16 protein-coding genes are annotated in these 17,734 nt (G+C 70.5%); 6 read left to right on the top strand and 10 right to left on the bottom strand.

The window, feature by feature from the left end; translation table 11 throughout:
• Positions 1–34: 34 nt before the first annotated feature.
• The 4 genes from BST12_RS34340 to BST12_RS22780 all read left to right on the top strand — a co-directional run bounded on the left by BST12_RS34340 (position 35) and on the right by BST12_RS22780 (position 5,137).
• A complete protein-coding gene (locus tag BST12_RS34340; protein ID WP_264061359.1) occupies positions 35–166 on the top strand; it encodes a hypothetical protein in 132 nt (43 codons plus the stop codon).
• Positions 163–777 carry a TetR/AcrR family transcriptional regulator gene (locus BST12_RS22790; protein ID WP_245850506.1) on the top strand — a complete coding sequence of 205 codons (615 nt, stop codon included), beginning with the start codon at positions 163–165 and terminating at the stop codon, positions 775–777. Before BST12_RS34340 ends, BST12_RS22790 begins: the two co-directional genes overlap by 4 nt.
• Before the next feature lie 144 nt (positions 778–921).
• Positions 922–3,516, top strand: a complete 2,595-nt coding sequence (locus tag BST12_RS22785; RefSeq protein ID WP_083115525.1) for a PE family protein — start codon at positions 922–924, stop codon at positions 3,514–3,516.
• A 187-nt stretch (positions 3,517–3,703) separates the two neighbouring features.
• The gene (locus BST12_RS22780; RefSeq protein WP_083115524.1) at positions 3,704–5,137 is read left to right on the top strand and encodes a PE family protein; all 1,434 of its coding nucleotides are present in this window, start codon (positions 3,704–3,706) and stop codon (positions 5,135–5,137) included.
• A 5-nt stretch (positions 5,138–5,142) separates the two neighbouring features.
• Here the strand turns inward: BST12_RS22780 and BST12_RS22775 are convergent, their stop codons facing one another.
• The 8 genes from BST12_RS22775 to BST12_RS22740 all read right to left on the bottom strand — a co-directional run bounded on the left by BST12_RS22775 (position 5,143) and on the right by BST12_RS22740 (position 12,941).
• A complete protein-coding gene (locus BST12_RS22775) occupies positions 5,143–5,439 on the bottom strand; it encodes a hypothetical protein (RefSeq protein WP_083115523.1) in 297 nt (98 codons plus the stop codon).
• Entirely contained in the window at positions 5,436–6,917 is a 1,482-nt protein-coding gene (locus BST12_RS22770; RefSeq protein ID WP_083115522.1) for a class I adenylate-forming enzyme family protein, read from the bottom strand. The genes BST12_RS22775 and BST12_RS22770 overlap by 4 nt, the downstream gene beginning before the upstream one ends.
• 86 nt (positions 6,918–7,003) lie before the next feature.
• Positions 7,004–7,789: a crotonase/enoyl-CoA hydratase family protein gene (locus BST12_RS22765; RefSeq protein ID WP_083115538.1), complete on the bottom strand. Its 786-nt coding sequence runs from the start codon at positions 7,787–7,789 to the stop codon at positions 7,004–7,006.
• 15 nt (positions 7,790–7,804) lie between these two features.
• Positions 7,805–9,214: a WS/DGAT/MGAT family O-acyltransferase gene (locus BST12_RS22760; RefSeq protein WP_083115521.1), complete on the bottom strand. Its 1,410-nt coding sequence runs from the start codon at positions 9,212–9,214 to the stop codon at positions 7,805–7,807.
• A 16-nt stretch (positions 9,215–9,230) separates the two neighbouring features.
• Positions 9,231–10,433 (bottom strand): alpha/beta hydrolase, encoded by a 1,203-nt coding sequence (locus BST12_RS22755; RefSeq protein WP_083115520.1) that lies wholly within the window; start codon positions 10,431–10,433, stop codon positions 9,231–9,233.
• Between the two features lie 66 nt (positions 10,434–10,499).
• The gene (locus tag BST12_RS22750) at positions 10,500–11,012 is read right to left on the bottom strand and encodes a hypothetical protein (protein WP_083115519.1); all 513 of its coding nucleotides are present in this window, start codon (positions 11,010–11,012) and stop codon (positions 10,500–10,502) included.
• Position 11,013: 1 nt separating this feature from the next.
• The gene (locus BST12_RS22745) at positions 11,014–12,255 is read right to left on the bottom strand and encodes a molybdopterin-dependent oxidoreductase (RefSeq protein ID WP_083115518.1); all 1,242 of its coding nucleotides are present in this window, start codon (positions 12,253–12,255) and stop codon (positions 11,014–11,016) included.
• A complete protein-coding gene (locus BST12_RS22740) occupies positions 12,252–12,941 on the bottom strand; it encodes a class I SAM-dependent methyltransferase (RefSeq protein WP_083115517.1) in 690 nt (229 codons plus the stop codon). Before BST12_RS22740 ends, BST12_RS22745 begins: the two co-directional genes overlap by 4 nt.
• A gap of 220 nt (positions 12,942–13,161) precedes the next feature.
• Here BST12_RS22740 and BST12_RS22735 point away from each other — a divergent pair, with 220 nt between their 5' ends.
• Complete coding sequence (locus BST12_RS22735; RefSeq protein ID WP_139801857.1) at positions 13,162–14,070, top strand: alpha/beta hydrolase; 909 nt, start codon at positions 13,162–13,164, stop codon at positions 14,068–14,070.
• On the opposite strand, the gene BST12_RS22730 is transcribed toward BST12_RS22735, so the two are convergent.
• Both BST12_RS22730 and BST12_RS22725 read right to left on the bottom strand, forming a co-directional pair.
• Positions 14,055–15,359 carry an amidohydrolase family protein gene (locus BST12_RS22730; protein WP_083115516.1) on the bottom strand — a complete coding sequence of 435 codons (1,305 nt, stop codon included), beginning with the start codon at positions 15,357–15,359 and terminating at the stop codon, positions 14,055–14,057. The genes BST12_RS22735 and BST12_RS22730 overlap by 16 nt on opposite strands.
• Complete coding sequence (locus tag BST12_RS22725; protein ID WP_083115515.1) at positions 15,353–16,507, bottom strand: CoA transferase; 1,155 nt, start codon at positions 16,505–16,507, stop codon at positions 15,353–15,355. Before BST12_RS22725 ends, BST12_RS22730 begins: the two co-directional genes overlap by 7 nt.
• Before the next feature lie 279 nt (positions 16,508–16,786).
• Between BST12_RS22725 and BST12_RS22720 the strand changes: the two genes are divergently transcribed.
• The coding region (locus BST12_RS22720; RefSeq protein ID WP_139801856.1) for a PE family protein at positions 16,787–17,734 on the top strand (948 nt) is incomplete at its 3' end.

Here is a 17,734-nt window from a genome sequence, read left to right as displayed (position 1 = left end):
CCGGCGCATGTGAGCATCGGTGCTTGGAGAAATCATGTGGATCCTCGACCTCAACGTTGCGGGCTATCACCTGACGCGGGAGCTGCCTGACCTGCCGCGCCGGCCGTTCCGGTTCCACCCGCGCAGGATGCACTGGCCGATCCCGCGGCACCCACACGCCGCATGACGGAAGCCGAAACGGGCACCCGCAGACGCGGACGGACCCGGACCAAGATGCTGATCAGCGCCGCGCAAGTACTTTCCGAACGCGGCGCGGCGGCTGTGACCATCGATGCGGTGCTCGCGCGCAGCGGCGCGCCGCGCGGCTCGGTGTACTACCACTTTCCCGACGGACGCAACCAGATCCTGACCGAAGCGCTGCACTACGCCGGCGATTCGATCACCGCGAAAGTCGACGACGCCGTCGACCGCGGCGGCAAGGCCCTGGTACACGAATTCGTCGAATTCTGGGAGCGCCTGCTGACCGAGTGCGACTTCGAGGCCGGCTGTCCGGTCGTGGCAGTCGCAATCGGTTCGACCGAAGGTGAACTCGAGCTGTCCAAGGAGGCCGGGGTGATCCTGGGCCACTGGCGGGCGGCGATGGCCCGGGCCTTTGTCGCCGACGGCTTCGACGACGAGACTGCGACGTCGCTTTCGGTGATGTCGATAGCCGCGCTTGAGGGCGCCGTCGTGCTGTGCCGCTCCACTCGCAGCCTGGAGCCGCTGCGCCAAGTCGGCGATCAGCTCGAATTCCTGATCAAGGCAAGGGAATTCGTTCGTCGCGATATGTCTTCGTAGGAGGCGGTGGCATGGCCGTCGGGTAACCGCCTCGCCCAACGTGCACCCACTGCGAAAAATGGGGCGATTTTTCGCAGCGACTGCACGTTCGACGCCTAAGGTTGATGCCGGCGAGAACGGGTCGAGCTACGTCTGGGGATTGCCATGTCGTTTGTGATCGCGATACCTGAAGCGCTGGAAACGGCGGCCACCGATCTGTCCCGGATCGCCACCGCGCTGGTGGCCGCCAACACCGCCGCCGCGCTGCCCACGACCGTGATTGCGGCTGCGGCCCAAGACGAGGTGTCGGCGGTGATCGCCGCGTTGTTCTCTCAGCACGCGCAGCTCTATCAGGGGCTGAGCATCCAGGCGGTCACCTTTCACCAGCAACTGCTCAGCGCCATATCCGCGGGGGCCAACGCTTACGCCACCGCCGAGGCGGCCAATGCCTCTCCCCTAACCCAACTGCTGGCGGCCATCAACGCGCCGTCGCAGCTGCTCACCGGACGCCCGTTGATCGGCAACGGCGCCAGCGCGGCACCCGGCAGCGGGCTGGACGGCGCAGCCGGGGGCTGGCTGATCGGCAACGGTGGCGCCGGCGGATCGGGCGCGACCGGCCTCAAAGGCGGCAATGGCGGTGCTGCGGGGCTGATCGGCACCGGCGGGGCGGGCGGAGCCGGCGGCAACATAACGGTCTCCGGAGCCACCGCCGGGGCGGGCGGCAATGGCGGCGCGGGCGGATGGCTGACGGGCGCCGGCGGCGCCGGGGGCAACGGCGGCCTCAGCCCGAACGGCACTAGCGTCGGCGGAGCCGGCGGAGTCGGCGGCGCTGGCGGCATGTTCGGCGCCGGAGGTGCCGGCGGCGTTGGCGGCTTTGGCCAGTCGCACGGTGGCGCGGGCGGAACCGGCGGGGCCGGTGGATTCCTTAGCGGGCTGGTGGGGGCCGGCGGCGGAGCTGGCGGCGCCGGCGGCGACGGGAACCACCTGGTCGGCGGGATCGGCGGGAACGGCGGGGCCGGCGGTGCCGGTGGCTTGTGCGGCAACGGCGGTGCCGGCGGCTACGGCGGGTTCGGTCTGGCCGACGGGGGCGCCGGCGGCGCCGGCGGCGACGGCGGGCTCGTCGGCGGTAACGGCGGCAGCGGCGGGACCGGGGGCAACAACGGCGCGCCCGGGGTCGGCGGCCTCGGCGGCGCGGGCGGCAAAGCCGGTGCGTTGTATGGCAACGGCGGCGCCGGTGGAAGCGGCGGCACCGGCGGGTTTGGCGGCGCCGTCGGCGGCGCCGGTGGGACCGGTGGCTACGCGGGTCTGTTCGGCAATGGAGGTATCGGCGGTGCTGGAGGAAACAGCGTCGCTGGCACCGGCGGCGTCGGCGGCCACGGCGGCCAAGGCGGGCTGATCCTGGGCAACGGCGGGGCCGGCGGTGAAGGCGGCCACGGTGGCGGCGCCAGTGGCGCCGGTGGCGTGGGCGGTAGCGGCGGCAACGGTGTGCTGATCGGCAACGGCGGCAATGCCGGCATCGGCGGCCTCGGTGCCGCGACCGGCAAGGCCGGCGTCGGCGGTACCGCAGGCGCAGTGATCGGCCTGGACGGATTCAACGCCCCGGCCAGCACCTCGACCTGGCACACGTTGCAACAAAACACGCTGCAAGCCATCAACGCCCCAGTGCAAGACCTGACCGGAAGACCGCTGATCGGCAACGGCACGCCCCAGCCCGCCGGCACCGCAGCGGCCGGCACACCAGGTGGCTGGCTGCTCGGCGATGGCGGTGCCGGCGGTAGCGGCAGTGCCGGTCACAACGGCGGCAACGGCGGCGCGGCCGGCATGTGGGGCACCGGCGGCGCCGGTGGCAGTGGCGGGACCGCGACCGCAACCAGCGTCGGGGGCAGCGGCGGCACCGGCGGTGCCGGTGGATCGCTGGCCGGCAATGGCGGAACCGGGGGCAGCGGCGGACATACCACCGGCATCAACCAGACCGGCGGCGCCGGCGGGAAGGGTGGCGCCGGCGGGTTGTTCGGCGGCGGCGGCGACGGCGGAGCCGGCGGCTGGGCATTGAACGGGGGGTCGACCGGTGGTGCCGGCGGCGCCGGCGGGAGCGGCGGGCAGTTCGGCGCAGGCGGCAACGGTGGCGTCGGCGGGGTCGGAATCGTCGCGCCGGGAGTCGGCGGTAACGGCGGCAACGGCGGCCAATTCTTCGGAGCCGGCGGCAACGGCGGAACCGGCGGATCGGGCAACATAGGCGCGGCCGGCGGGGCCGGTGGCAATGCCGGCATGCTGTTCGGCAACGGAGGCATGGGCGGCACCGGTGGCTACGGCGCAATCAACAACGGCGGCGCTGGTGGGGCCGGTGGCAATGCCGCCGGCCTGTTCGGCACCGGCGGCAGCGGCGGCAGCGGCGGTGTCAGCCTGACCACCGCTCCGCTTTTCGCCTCGGGCCATGGCGGGGCCGGCGGTACCGGCGGAGTGTTCGGCGACGGCGGCAGCGGCGGGGCCGGCGGCGACAGCCTCTCGGGCGGCTTCGCCCGGAGCGGCGACGGCGGCAACGGCGGAAAAGCCGGAATGCTGCTGGGCAACGGCGGAAACGCCGGCGCCGGGGGCGTCGGCGCGAAAGCCGGCGACGGCGGAAAGGGCGGTGCTGCCGTCCTGATCGGCGACGGCGGGAACGGCGGAAACGGCGGCACCGCCGGCACTCCCGGCGTTCCCGGCGTCGGCGGAACGGGCGGCACCCTCCTGGGCGACGACGGCCTCAGCGGCCAGCCCTAACCCGGCGCGCCTACCGGCCCGCGCACCCAGCAGCACGGCGCGCTCGACGATCAACTCGAATTCGGATCAGCCGGTGGCTCCCGGCACCGACGGTCGACCGTGGCCGTAACCCAGGGGATGGGTTTATGTGCGTTTCCGGTGAAATGCGTAGGTATTGGCTTGTAAGGTGGCAAGTCGGAGGCGCACAATGTCATACGTATTCGCATTACCAGATGTAATCTCAGCCGCCGCAACGGATTTGGCGAATATCGGCTCGACGCTCAGCGCGGCCAATACGGCCGCGGTGTTCCCGACCACTAACGTGCTGGCCGCCGGTGCCGACGAGGTGTCGGCCGCCGCGGCGGCGGTGTTCGGCGCACATGCCCTCAACTATCAGGCCCTCAGCGCCCAGGCGACGGCCTTCCATCGGCAGTTCGTGCAGGCCCTGCAGGCCGGCACCGCCGCCTATGCCGGTGCCGAAGCGGTCAACGCCGCGGCCACGGCGAACCCGTGGCAGATATTTCAGCAGAATCTACTCAACGCGATCAACGCGCCCTTCGAGGCGGCGTTGCAACGTCCGTTGATCGGCAACGGCAGCGACGCATTGCCCGGCAGCGGGAAGAACGGCGGAGCCGGGGGCCTGCTGTGGGGCGACGGCGGCAACGGCGGATCCGGCACGCCGTCGACGGCAACCCAAGGCGGCGGCCCCGGCGGTAACGGCGGGGCCGCCGGGCTGTTCGGACATGGCGGCGCCGGCGGGGCCGGCGGCATGAGCACCACCGACTCGAAAGCGGCCGGCAAGGGCGGCGCCGGTGGCGCCGGGGGGGTGTTGTGGGGCAACGGTGGCGCCGGCGGCGCGGGTGGCGCCTACAACGGCGCCACCGTCGGTGGGGCCGGCGCCGGGGGCGCGGGCGGTGACGCCATCGGGTTGTTCGGCACCGGCGGCGTCGGTGGTGCCGGCGGTATAGCCCCGGGCGGCTTGATCGGTGGCGCCGGTTCCGGCGGTCACGGCGGGCACGGTGGCGCGCTGAACGGCAACGGCGGCGCCGGTGGCGCCGCCGGCGCCTCAGGCTCCTTCCCCGGTGTCGGCGGCGACGGCGGGACCGGCGGCCTATTCAGCGGCAATGGCGGCGACGGCGGCGCCGGCTTCGGCGGAAAATCCGGCCACGGCGGGAATGCCGGTCTGATCGGCAACGGCGGCGCCGGCGGCATCGGCGGGTTCGCTGCGCGCGGCGGTGACGGGGGCCTGGGCGGCATGTTGTTCGGTGACGGCGGGCGCGGCGGCGACGGGGGGCAGACGCTGGTAGGTTTTGCCGGCGCCGGCGGCAACGGGGGTAACGCCATCGGACTGTTCGGCAACGGCGGCGACGCCGGCAACGGGGGCCAGAGTACGGCCGCCGCATTCAACGGCGGCCAGGGCGGACACGGCGGCAACGGCGCCCTGATCGGCAACGGCGGACACGGCGGCAACGGCGGGGCCAGCCTGAACAAAGCCAATGGCGGCGACGGCGGAAGTGCCCAATACATCGGCAACGGCGGCGCCGGCGGTAACAGCGCCGGGGCCGGAGCCACTATCGGACAGGGCGGCAACGGCGGGTTACTGCTTGGCATTCCCGGATTGAACGGGCACGCCGGGCCCTAGCCGTCTCAGTCGCTGGCCGGCAGCGGCTTGACCTCTTTGAGCTCCAGCCTGGTCGCACCGACGCTGAGGCTGCCGGCACCTGGCTTGGTGACCAGCACCTCGGCACCGGTCTCGTCGACGTAGCGCTTGCCCATCACGCTGCCGTCGGCGAACGCCGGATCGAGCTCGCCCGACCGGTCGGCGCCCATCGGCACCATCGGGGCGCCGCCGCAACGCAGGTCGTCGAGGCTCTCGGCGGTTCGCACCACGATGACTTGGGTGTCACAGACCTGGCTGGCCAGCCGGGTTCCGTTCTTGATCATGCACGCAATCCTTCCAGCGTTTGAATGATCTCCCGGCGAAGGACCTTGCCGGTTGCGGTGGTTGGCAGCTCGTCGCGAAACACTACTCGGTCGGGGGTCCGCGACCCGCGCAATGTCTTGCGGACATGCTCGCGCAACTCGTCGGGGTCGGGGTCGGCGCCGGCGGCCGGCACCACCACCGCGACGATCGCCTGGCCCCACTGCGCGTCCTCGACTCCGACGACGGCGACGTCGCGCACCTGCGGGTGTTCGATCAGCACCTCTTCCAGCTCGGCGGGCGCGATGTTCTCACCGCCGCGGATGATGGTGTCGTCGCTGCGCCCGCCGATGAACAGATAGCCGTCTTCGTCCAGGGTCGCGATGTCTTTGGTTGGGAACCAACCGTTTTCGTCAAGCACCGAACCGATTCCGGTGTAGCGGCCGGAGACCTGCTCGCCGCGTACGAACAGCTCGCCGGTGTGGCCGGGCCCCAGCACCGTGCCGGTTTCGTCGCGGATCTGCAGCTCGATGCCGGGCACCGGTTGCCCGACCGAAGCCAATCGCTTGGCGACGGCGGCGCTGGATGCGGCCTGCGCGGTGCGGTGATCATCGGGTGTGAGCACCGCGATCGTCGAGCTGGTTTCGGTCAGACCGTAGGCGTTGACGAAGCCGACGTCCGGCAGCAATTCCAGCGCCCGGCGCACCAGCGGCAGCCCAACCTTCGAGCCGCCGTAGGCCAGGTTGCGCAGGTGTGGCAACTTGTGTTCACCCGTCTGCAGCACCCCGACGATGCGGTCCAGCATGGTGGGCACCACCGTTGCGGTGGTGACCTGCTCTGCATTGGCCAGCCGCACCCACTCGTGGGCGTCAAAGTTGGGCAGATACACCATCTTTCGGCCCGCGTACAGGTTCGACAGCGCGGCGCCGACCCCGGCGATGTGATACGGCGGCACACAGATCAGCGCGGCGTCGGTCGGTGCGGCGGAATCGAATTCGACCGTCCCGGTGACATAGCTGGTCAGGTTGTTATGGGTGAGTTCGACGGCCTTGGGCTGCGAGGTGGTGCCGGAGGTGAACAACACGACGGCGACGGAATCGGGATCGAGGAACTCGCTGGCCGGCTCGGAATTCTTTGCCGCAGTGAGGAATTCGTCGACGCCGCGCGACTCTGCCAGCATCGGCCGGTAGCGCTCGTCGGCGACCACCAGGGGTTGTGGCAGCCGTTCGATCAGCGCCCCGATCCCCTCGGCGGACAGCCGGTAGTTGATCGGGGTGAACGGCACGCCGGCACGGGCCGCGGCGAAGAGCAGCAGCGGCAACATTGCCCCGCCGGTGCCGACGTACGCCACGTGCCGGGCATTCGACGCCGCGATGACTCCGGCGGCGCCGTCGGCGAGATCGCTGAGCTGCGCTGTGGTCAGCCGCAGGTCTTCCGAGACGACAGCAGCCCGGTCAGGGTTACCCGACGCAGCCATCTCGAGCAGCAGCGAAATGCTCATCCTCGGTCTTTCCTGCCCCCCAGCCCTTTACAAAACTTGTCGATAGTGTAACCCATGCCGGGGGGAGCATTGACGCGCTCGAGCTATCAGGTCCCCGTCCAGCGGGGCGGGCGCTTCTCGGCGAACGCGATGGCGCCTTCCTTGGCGTCGTTGGACATGAAGATCGGGGCCAGGATCTTGATCTGCTCGGCGAACCTGGTGTCGAGGCTCCAGCCGCGGGATTCGGTGATGATCCGCTTGGTGGCGGCCACCGCGAGCGGCCCATTGGCGGTGATCTTCTCGGCCAGCTCGATCGCCGCGTCCAGCGCACCGCCCGGCTCGGCCAGGACGTTGACCAATCCCAGGTCGCGCGCCCGGTCGGCGGGCAGATTGTCGCCGGTCAGAGCCAACTCCATGGCGATCGCATACGGGATGCGCTCGGGCAGCCGCAGCAGCCCTCCCCCGCCGGCAACCAGGCCGCGCTTGACCTCGGGGATGCCGAACGCCGAATCCCGCGCCGCCACGATCAGGTCGGTAGCCAGCGCCAGCTCGCAGCCGCCGGCCAGGCAGAAGCCCTCGACCGCCGCGATCAGCGGCTTGGCGGGTGGGCGTTCGGTGAAGCCGAGGCCGCGGCCCTCGACGACGACGTTCTCGCCGCGCGCGAAGGCCTTGAGGTCCATGCCCGCGCAGAACGACCCGCCCGCGCCGGTCAGGATGGCCACCGAGAGACCGGCGTCGTCGTCGAGGCGATCCATCGCCTCGGCCAATCCACGGCTGACCTCCGCGTTGACCGCATTTTTGGCCTTCGGGCGGTTGATCGTAATGATCAGGATTCGGTCGCGCTGTTCGACAAGGACTGCGGGTTCGGTAGCTTCATCGCTCACAGAGCCGATGGTAACCACCCCGAATCAGGCCGGCTCCATCGCGTCCTCGATGACCGTCAATTCCTCGGAAATCCCTGCGGCCCTGCGTATTTCGACGAAGTCGGCGACCATGGCCTCGGTCACCTCATGCGGGTCCTGGACGGTGGAGCCGTCGGCGAGCACCGAGATGTTGAGCTGATCGACATAGCTCCACACGGTGATGTTCAACCCGCTGCCCGCGGTCAGCGGCCCCACCGAATAGATCTCGGTGACCACCGCGCCACCCACCCGGCCACGCTCACGCGGACCGGGAACATTGGAGATGTTCAGATTCAGGATCTTGTTCTGGCCGTCCCGACCCGACAACCAGCGGAACATGGCTTCGGTGCTCGCCGGCGGCCAGTACGCCGCCCAGCGGCTGACCAGCTCCGGGCCCATCAGGTGATGACTCTCCTTGGCCGACACCGCGTTGTCGTGAGCGGCCTGCACCCGTTCCAGTGGATCGTCGAGGTCGGCCGGCAGCGCCACCATCATGCCGCTGAAGTGGTTGCCCGAGATGCGCTGCGGCGAGAAGTCGTAGCTGACCGGGACGGAGGCCAGCAGCGGCACGGCCGTCCCGTCGTAATGCAGCAGCAGTTTGCGCAGCGCGCCGGTGGACATGGCCAGCACCATGTCGTTGATCGTGACGCCGAGCTTCTTACCGGTGGCCTTCACGTCGGCGAACGCCAAAGTGGCGGTGGCGAACATCCGCTCGGGGGTGATCATGTGGTTCATGAACGTCGGCGGCGGGGTGAACGGCCGGGTGAGTTCCGGGGAGAGCTTGCGCGAACTGCGCCGCACCCGTGCCAAACCCTGCGCGGTGTAGCGCAGGGTGCCCGGAATTCGCCCGAGGTGGCGTAGGTGATCGACGAACGCCTCCGACATCAACTCCCGTTTGGTGGGCGCCGGGTCGGCGGTGTATTCGCCGCTTTCGGGTCCGGGCAGCAGGTCCATGCCGCGCGCCATCAGGTTGGCCGAGGCGACTCCGTCGGCCAGGGCGTGGTGAATCTTGGCGACCACCGCGATCCGGTTATTGGCAAGGCCCTCAACGAAATACATCTCCCACAGCGGGTGCTCGCGGTCCAGTGGGGTGCTGGCAATCTGCCCGATCGCCTCGTCGAGTTCGCGCCGCCCGCCGGGCGCGGCCACCTCCCAGGGCCGGATGTGGTAGTCGAGGTCGACCACGGTGTGTTCGCGCCACATCGGGTGGTGGAACTTGAACGGGACGTCGATCAGCTGATAGCCCAACGGCTCGAGCTTGTGCAGCCGGCCCCTGATCACCTCGCGAAATGCGTCGATGCCGAATTCGCGGCGGTCCGGGTCGAGTTCGATGACGGCGATTTTGAGGGTGTGCATATGCACGTTGGGTGTCTCGCTGTAGAGCAGTACCGCGTCCCAGCCGCTGAGCCGTTTCATCGCAGCCCCCTGGCGCTCAGATGACCTCTTTGGCGAACTGTGTCCGAGTGCGGTGAACCTGGTTGAGGAACAACGAGATCGCGTGTCCCACAGTACCCGTGCGGGCGCCGTCGAGCAGGTCGAAACCGTGGCCGGCGCCGGGCAATTCCACGTAGCAGACCAGCGAGCGTGAGACCGCGCGCAGCCGCTCGACGAAGCCGCGCGCCTGTGCCACCGGGATGACACTGTCGCGGCTGCCGTGAATCACCAGGAACGGCGGGGCATTCGTGTGGACCCGGGCGATCGGCGACGCGTCGCGGAACACCTCGGGATGCCGCTTGATGGACCGCTTGACCACCACCCGTTCCAGGAAGTCGACGAACCGGGCGCGCTCGGGGGTGGAGCGGTCCTCCCAGTCGTAACGGCCGTAGATCCCGACGACGGCGTCCACCGAGGTGTCGGAGCCTTCGGGCAATTCGTCTTGGAAGCCGGCATCATTGGCGCTGAGCCCGGCCAGCGCGGCCAGGTGTCCGCCGGCCGAACAGCCCGCCACCGCAACGAAATTGCGGTCGCCGCCGAACTTGTCGACGTTGGCACGGGCCCACGCGATGGCGGTCTTGACGTCCAGGATGTGGCGCGGCCAGCGGTGGTGTGGCGCGACGCGGTAGTCGATGGCCAGGCATACCCAGCCCAGCTCGGCCAGCCGGGACATCAGCGCGTAACCCTGGATGGTGCGGCTGCCGTGGATCCAGGCGCCACCCGGGACGAAGATCAGCACCGGTGCGGGCTGGCTGGGCAGGTCCTTGCGGCGCCACACGTCGAGCAACTGCGCCGGACTGTCGCCGTAGTGGACGCCGCGGCGGTAGAGGTAGCGGCGGTGGCGCCGGGCGTCGGCCACCGGCGGGGTGCGCCCGGGCTCCGGCCACTGAGCCTCCAGCTCGTCGTTGGACACGATGCCGCGCAGCGCCGTTACCGAAACCTCGCCGGTGCTGTCCCGGTCCCGGCGCCGTGTCTCATTGATTCCCGGGGTGAGCCATTCCCTGGCGCGCGCGGTCAACAATTCGGGTGCCTGCCGAGCGCCCCAGACGCTCATGGCGGTGACGGAGCCCAGCGGTTCCAGATGCTTGCCGACGACCGGTAGCGAAGCCCCCGCGACGCTTAATGCCAGCATGTAATCCCCGGGGCGGGCGCGTAGCAACCATCGCAGATAGGGGGTAATGCCAGGCCTCGTCGCCGTCATGTGGTGGAGCGTACCCTTACCGCCCGGTCGTAATCCAAGATTGCTGCGCGGTTCGCCCCCCGCATGCTATTTGCCCTGTTCAAGTGGTGTTTTTCCAGCGCTATAGCGCCCCTTGGCGAAGCGGGCGGCATATGCGAGAGCGCTGATGGCGAACATGGCCGCGGTGAGCAGCAGCCACCTGCCCAGAAACGGCTGCTGGGTTTCTCCAGTCGCCGCGTGGTAGGTGGTGGCGCCCTGCTGGATGATGCCGGGCAGGAAGATCACCAGGGTCAGTGCGGCTCCGGCGGCCGGGACCCGAATGTAGTTGCGCGCGGCGGCTTTTGGGCCCGGCTTTGGTTCACGCCTGGACAGCAGCCGGTCTGCCAGGGCGTAGAGCGGGAACAGTATGAGGTCGTGACCTATCACGGCGGCGGCGAACCAGACGATGATCGACTGCCACCAGCTCTGCGGGTTCCACAGCGTGGTGAGCTTGAAGGTGGCCAGGATGTAGCCGAGCAGGGCGAAGCCGGCCACCATGGTCAGCAGATGCAGCGGATGGGTACCGTAATGGCGCACGAAACGTGCTGGCAGACTTGACATTTCAGCCCGTCGCGAAGTCGATGGCGGTGACCCATTTGGTGTTGTGCACACCGGGCAGCGCGGGAACGATGATCCGGGCCGGATAGCCGTGATCGAGCGGCAGATCTGCGCCGTTGACCCGTAGCGCCAGCAGCGCATCCGGGTCGCTGATCTGGTTGGCCTGCAGGGTCGCCACGCCGAAGGCCCCGCCGCGTTGCAGCGATGCCACGAACGCCGAGCGCGGTGCCGGTACCCCGGCCATTCGCGCCAACTCCCCCAGCGGTACCCCGGTCCAGGTCTGTACCGTCGACCACCCTTCGACGCAGGCGATCGGCAGCCGCGCAGTGCGTTGCGGCAGCGCGGCCAGCGCGGCGCGGTCCAACACGAGTTCGCTGGGCCCGCCGCGCAGGGTCAGCCGCCAGTTCGCGCCGACGGCTTCAGGCGTGATGCCGGCGACGGCGGCGGTTTTGTTGACCGGGAAGTCGCTGCCCCCCGGTCCTGGTCGGCCGCGCGGCAACAGCAGGGCGGCGCCGCGGGCCGGCCCACCGAGCGTCTGGCCCACCGTCAGCACCGTCATCAGCACCACCCCCGAACCGACCAGCCCCAGCACACCGCGGCGGCTCATGGTCGGCTCGGCCGGGTCTTCGGGTGCCAGGCCGTCCGGATCGGGTGGCTGCGGCTTGGTGTCAGATATGTTGGTACGCAACACCTCTCGTAGCGACAGCGAGCGCAGCCCGGTGCGCATGCGCGGGATCTTCAGCGCGATATGCATGAGGAAGCCGGTGATGAAGACCCACGCTCCGAAGTAGTGGCCGTCATAGAAGCTGAACCCGAAGATGTAGTCGTACTGGATGTTGAGCACCCCGGTGACGATCTCGAAGAGCAGCCCGCCGACGAGCATCAGCAGCGACAGCCGTTCCAGCAATTGCGCGATCGAACGCGCCGGCGGCCAGTCGAACAGCTTGGGGATCACCGACCACAGCTTGGCCAGCACCACCGGGATGATGATCAGGCCCAGGCCCACATGCAGCCCCTGGGTCAGCCGGTACAGCCAGGACGGACGGGTGGGCCAGCTGAAGCCGGGCAGTCGCAACCAGCCGACGTGGGCGGGAATGGCCTGGCCGAACTGCGGCCCGTAGGCGATATAGGACAGCAGCCCGGTGAGGATCACGATCGGCAGCACGATCAGCAGCACCAGGCCGAACACCGACGTCAGCCACGGGCCACGCAGGGGACTGCGGAAGACGGGCAGCGGGGGCTTCACCAGGCCGCCAAGTTGGCGATGACCCGCCCGCCGATCAGCCGGACGCTGGTGAGAGTGAGGCCCACCTGCGCGGCCAGCGCGGCGGCGCTGTCCACCCCCACCGAAGCCCACCGAAACCACGGCCCCACATCGCCGGCGGACTCCAGCCGTACCCAGCGGGCGCAGATCCCGATGGCCTGTGCGTCGAACTCCGCCACGCAACGGCCGCCGCGGCCCAGCAGTTCGGCGGCGCGGCCCAGAATCCGCAGCGGGTCGCCACCGAGTCCGACGTTCCCGTCGACCAGCAGCACCGTCTGCCAACAGCCCATGCCCGGCAGCGGGTCGAACACGTCGCCCAGTAGTGCCGGGGCGCCGCCGCGGCAGGCCAGCCGGACCGCGGTCATGGACTGGTCGATGCCCAATGCCGGGACGCCTCGCTGCACCAGCCTGGCCACCAATCGCCCTGGGCCGCAGCCTAATTCGATGGTCGGGCCGCTGCACATCTGCGCCACCGCCTCGTCGAAGGCCTCGTCGAAGGCCTCGTCCGGGGCGCCGGGTCGGTCCGGCTCGGGCGGTCCGTCCGGTTCGTGCGGGGCGTTTCGTCGGCCCAGCCAACGGTGCGCCGGCAGCAGCCGCACCTCACCGTCGTCGTGGCGGATCCAACATCGCTCGCCGTCCAGTGCCCGGTCGTACAGATGCCCTAGCATTCCACGCCCCTTGCATCGTGCCTTGCATCGTGCCCGACCGCGCCGGCCTGGCTATTGCTCCGTCCCTACTTGAAACCTTGTGAAGCCTTCCGATCGATACCCCGATCTTTGCGCGCTGAACCCCGCGTGCCTAGGCCCGATTGGCTAAGACGTACCGGCGGACGAAATGGTTCACGCACTTGATTCGGTGCCCGCGCCCGCGCAGATGGATACTGTTCTGGTGCCGGCCGATGACGTCCACCCGGACTTGCGCCGAATCGCCCGTCTCGCACCGCGACGAGTGGTCGGTCCCCGAACGCTGCCGCTGGTCCGGGCGTTGATGGCGCTGCGCACGCGGCGCGGCGCGCCCGCTGATGTCGAGGTGTTGACGCTGACCTCCGGGGTGCGGGTGCGGCTCTACCGGCCGGCCGGCGGCACCGAGCTCGCGCCGGCCCTGTTGTGGATGCACGGCGGCGGCCATGTGATCGGTAGCGCTGCGCAGGACGACCTGCGCTGCCACCGGTTCAGCACCAGGCTGGGCGTGACGGTCGCATCGGTGGACTACCGGCTGTCGCCCGAGCATCCCTATCCGGCGGCGCTGGAAGACTGTTACGCCGCGCTCACCTGGTTGGCCGGCCTGCCCGCGGTGGACGAAAGCCGGGTTGCGATCGGCGGCGCCAGCGCCGGCGGCGGGCTGGCAGCGGCGCTGGCTCTGCTGGCCCGCGACCGCGGGGAGATCGCACTGGCGTTCCAGCTGCTGGCCTACCCGATGCTCGACGACCGCAGCTCGGCGTTGCCGGCCGATCCGCGCTATCGGCTGTGGGACCCGCTGGCCAATCGCTTCGGCTGGACGGCCTATCTCGGTGGCGCGGACCCGCGGGTGGCGGCGCCGGCCCGGCACCCCGATTTGAGCGGGCTGGCACCGGCGTGGATCGGCGTGGGCACCCACGACCTGTTCTACGACGAGGACCTGTCCTACGGCGCGCGGCTGGTCGAAGCAGGGGTGCCGTGCAAAGTCGACCTGATCCCGGGCGCCTTCCACGGATTCGACTTGGTTGCCCCCAAAGCCGCGGTGTCGCAACAGTTTTTCGACATGCAATGCTCGAATCTGCGCGCCGCGCTGGGGTTGGCGGATCACATCGCGAAGTAGACCAGCTCACCGCCGATGATCGTCGCGGCGACCAGGCCGGCATCCAGTTCGGCCAGTGCCATCGCCGGTGGCTCGCTGAGCACGCACAGATCCCCGGGCTCCCCGATTTCGACGGTCCGGGCCCGGCCCGGGCGATCCGGCCAGCCCAGAAACATCGTCAGAGCCTGTCTCGGCGAGACACATTCGGCCGGATTGAGGATCTTGCCGCTGGGTGTGGTGCGGTGCACGGCGGCCCGCATCGCGGCCCAGGGATCGCCGCGACCGAACGGCATGTCCGTCGAAAACGCGACGGACACTTGTGCATTCACCAGCGTTGCGACCCGCCACAGCTGATCGTGCTCATCGGCGGGGACGTCGGTGCGGTACTGATCGCCGCGCTCGGCGACGAAGTTGGGCTGGGTCACCACGGTGAGTCCCAATTCGGCGAGGTCGCTGATGGCGTCGCCGGGAACCATTGCGGCGTGCTCTATTCGGTCCAGCGGGTGGCTGCCCGCCGTGCGCAGGGCAGCGATGGTCACCAGCAGTTGGGCCGCGGTGACACAGTGCACGGCAACCGGCTGGCCGGTGCTGTGGCGGTCGGCGATCCACTCGGTGAGCGACTCCAGGTCGAGGTGGTCGTCGTGCAGAATCTTCTTGCCCGGCGCCAATATCCGCACCCCGGGCCGGAATTCGCGGCGACGGTGCGCCATGACCAGCGCCACCAGGTCGCCGGCGTCGAGGTCGGGGGTGGCGTCGGTGACGCCGGTGACGCCGGTCGCGGTGATTCGCCGGCTGAGTTCGGCCAGATCGGTTTCGCGCCGCTGCAGCGCATCCGACCAGCCGCGGTCGGCGCTGCGCAGCCGCCCGTCGGGATGCCCGGCCAGGCCGACCCGGCCCAGCGCCGCGGAGTTGAGGATCCACAGCACGCCGCTGCGGTGCTGCACGCGCACCGGCACGTGCGACGCCAGGGCGTCCAGCGCGGTCCGGTCCAGGTCCCCGGCCACCGACTCGTGGTAGCCGACCGCGCGAATCCATCCGTCGGCGCCCGGCGCGGCACTCGAGATTGCCTGTGCCAGTTGCTCTTTGGTGCGCACGGCGGGCGGTCCCACCGAAAGCGAATCCAGCGCGGAGGCCGCCGATCGCAGGTGTACGTGGTGGTCGTGCAACCCGGGCAGCACGGTGCCGCCGCCCGCGTCGAGCACGCCCTCGCCGGGTTTGGCCGTCAGGCCGGCGCCCACCTCCTCGATCCGGGCGCCGACCCGGATGTCGGCGCTGGTCCCGTCCAGCAGCGTGGCGCGCCGAATCAGCATGACAGGCAACGCCTTTCGGCGACGACGCGGCGCACTCTGTCGTTGTCGGCGCCGAGGGCGGCGGCCGGGTTGCCGGTTGGTGGCGCCGACGGAGGCGGTGCCGGGTGCGTCGAAGTCGATTGCTGCAGCGGCAGCGCCGCGTACGTCGCGGCGACGGCCGCCATGGCGACGTCGATGAGCTCGCCGCCGCCGCGTTCCAGCGATTCGGTGACCGCCCGGCCGGCCTCCAGTCCGGCCAGCGGGTCGGCGATGGCGTCGCCACAGAACACCGGCCCGACGCCGACCAGCCCGCCGGCGACGGCGGCGTCGTCCCCGAACGCCGGGCGCCGGGACTGGTCACCATATCCGGTGATGCGCAACCAGATTCGGCCCGGACGCGGGGCAACGTCGTCTGGTCCCAGTCGCCGCCGCGCCAGCGCGCCCGGCCGCGATCCTTCGATGACGATGTCGGCAGCGCCGAGCAGGTCCCGCAACTCGTCGGTGTGCCGGTCGAAATCCAGGCTATAGGACAGCTTTTCACCGTTGATCCAATCGAAGAACCCGCGATTGCCGGCGCGGGTACCGTCGGGGCGGCGCGGGCTTTCCACCTTGACCACAGTCGCGCCGGCCCGGGCCAGCAGGTGCCCACATAGCGGGCCGGCCCACATCGAGGACAGGTCGGCGACCAACAGGCCGGCCGGCCCGCGCCCGGGCAGCGGTGTCCCGATGCGGCGCGCCCGCGGCGGTGCAGCGGTGGCCTCGCCCAGTGCGGCGGCGGGGATATCGAGCAGTTCGGCCCGCTCGACGATGTCGGCCGTCGACCGGGTTGCGGCCCATTGGTGCAGTGCCGGCCAGGGGTCGCGGGCAGTTTCGTCACTGTGCAGTAATGCCGGGAGGGCGGCGACGTCGTCGGGCCGGGAAAGCGTGATCGCACACCAGCCGTCGCGGGCGGACAGCAACCGGGTGGCCCGCCCGGGCGATATCCGGCCGGCACGCGAGAGCCCGAGCAGGCCGGCCCGCCCGGCCAGCAGGGTGGCCGCGTCGGCGGCGATTCCTTGGGCGCGGGCCAGGACGCCGGCGCGGGAGAAGTCGGGCGGGCCGCCGGACGGGCCGGTCAGGTAGGCCAGCCCACTGGCGCCCCAGCGGGCGCCCCACCGGTCCGAAGTCACCTCCCCATGGTGCTCGCCGCCGGCTCCGGCGGTGGCTCAACCCGGAGTATTGGAATCCGGGCGCTTAACGGGCCCAGCTTCGGTCGAGGCGTTGGTGCTCACGGTGGTTATGTGGCAGCGTTACACCTTGAGAAACTTTTGGCATGATTTTTTTCATTCTGGCCGAGGAACGGTATGTCGTGGTTTATCGTCGATCAGCCGATATGTCGGCGCGGTGACCCGGGGGGCACCTGCGCGACTCTTCAACTGCTCGTGACCTAGCTGGATAGGTGGTCTCGGATGTCGTACCTGCTCACGTCGCCGCAAGCGGTACTTGCCGCGGCTGCTGATCTGGCCGGTATCGGTTCGGCGATCCAGACGGCCAACTTCACCGCGGCGGCTCCCACCACCGGCCTGCTGGCCGCGGCCGAAGACGAGATCTCCACTGCAATAGCGGCCCTGTTCGGCTCGCACGCCCAGGCCTATCAGACGGTCAGCGCCCAGGCCGCGGCGTTTCACAGCCAGTTCACCCAGGCGCTGTCCGCGAGCGCGAACTCCTATGCGGTGGCCGAGGCCGCGGCCGCAACCCCCATGCAACAGCTGCTCGATGTGATCAATTGGCCCACCGAGACGCTGTACGGCCGGCCGTTGATCGGTAACGGCGCCGACGGCGTCGACGGCACCGGCGGCGCCGGCAAGCCCGGCGGCTACCTGTTCGGCAACGGCGGCAAGGGCGGATCGGGCGCCCCTGGCGGCGTCGGCGGTGCCGGCGGCAGCGCCGGGCTGATCGGTAACGGCGGGGCCGGCGGCGCGGGCGGGGCCTCGGCCACCGGCGCCGGCGGCGCCGGTGGAGTGGGTGGCTCCGGCGGATGGCTCTACGGCAACGGCGGGGCCGGCGGCGCCGGCGGCGCCAATACCGGCGGCGTGGGCGCCGGCGGGGTCGGCGGGGTCGGCGGGCATGCGTGGCTGCTGGGCAACGGCGGCGCCGGCGGCGCCGGCGGGGCCAGCGTGAGCGCCGAGGGCGGCGCCGGCGCGGCGGGTTCGGCCGGCGGGTTCCTCTACGGCCACGGCGGCGATGGCGGGGCCGGCGGCGCCAACACCGGCGGCACCGGCACCGGCGGGGTCGGCGGCGCCGGCGGTAACACCTGGCTGATCGGGAACGGCGCCGGCGGCGGGGCCGGCGGCTCCAGCGTCAGCGCCGACGGCGGGGCCGGCGGGGCCGCCACCAGCGGCGGGCTGCTGATCGGC

It is taken from the genome of Mycobacterium angelicum (assembly GCF_002086155.1).
Lineage (GTDB): Bacteria > Actinomycetota > Actinomycetes > Mycobacteriales > Mycobacteriaceae > Mycobacterium > Mycobacterium angelicum.
Note: the sequence above shows the minus strand (reverse complement) of the source record. Positions and strands in the feature narration are given on the sequence as shown.

What these genes read in the sequence shown, in the direction of transcription:
- BST12_RS22755 (WP_083115520.1), bottom strand. Translation starts at nt 10,433, where the DNA reads ATGACGGCGACGAGGCCTGGCATTACCCCCTATCTGCGATGGTTGCTA.
- BST12_RS22785 (WP_083115525.1), top strand. Translation starts at nt 922, where the DNA reads ATGTCGTTTGTGATCGCGATACCTGAAGCGCTGGAAACGGCGGCCACC.
- BST12_RS34340 (WP_264061359.1), top strand. Translation starts at nt 35, where the DNA reads ATGTGGATCCTCGACCTCAACGTTGCGGGCTATCACCTGACGCGGGAG.
- BST12_RS22760 (WP_083115521.1), bottom strand. Translation starts at nt 9,214, where the DNA reads ATGAAACGGCTCAGCGGCTGGGACGCGGTACTGCTCTACAGCGAGACA.
- BST12_RS22730 (WP_083115516.1), bottom strand. Translation starts at nt 15,359, where the DNA reads ATGCTGATTCGGCGCGCCACGCTGCTGGACGGGACCAGCGCCGACATC.
- BST12_RS22740 (WP_083115517.1), bottom strand. Translation starts at nt 12,941, where the DNA reads ATGCTAGGGCATCTGTACGACCGGGCACTGGACGGCGAGCGATGTTGG.
- BST12_RS22770 (WP_083115522.1), bottom strand. Translation starts at nt 6,917, where the DNA reads ATGAGCATTTCGCTGCTGCTCGAGATGGCTGCGTCGGGTAACCCTGAC.
- BST12_RS22780 (WP_083115524.1), top strand. Translation starts at nt 3,704, where the DNA reads ATGTCATACGTATTCGCATTACCAGATGTAATCTCAGCCGCCGCAACG.
- BST12_RS22750 (WP_083115519.1), bottom strand. Translation starts at nt 11,012, where the DNA reads ATGTCAAGTCTGCCAGCACGTTTCGTGCGCCATTACGGTACCCATCCG.
- BST12_RS22775 (WP_083115523.1), bottom strand. Translation starts at nt 5,439, where the DNA reads ATGATCAAGAACGGAACCCGGCTGGCCAGCCAGGTCTGTGACACCCAA.
- BST12_RS22790 (WP_245850506.1), top strand. Translation starts at nt 163, where the DNA reads ATGACGGAAGCCGAAACGGGCACCCGCAGACGCGGACGGACCCGGACC.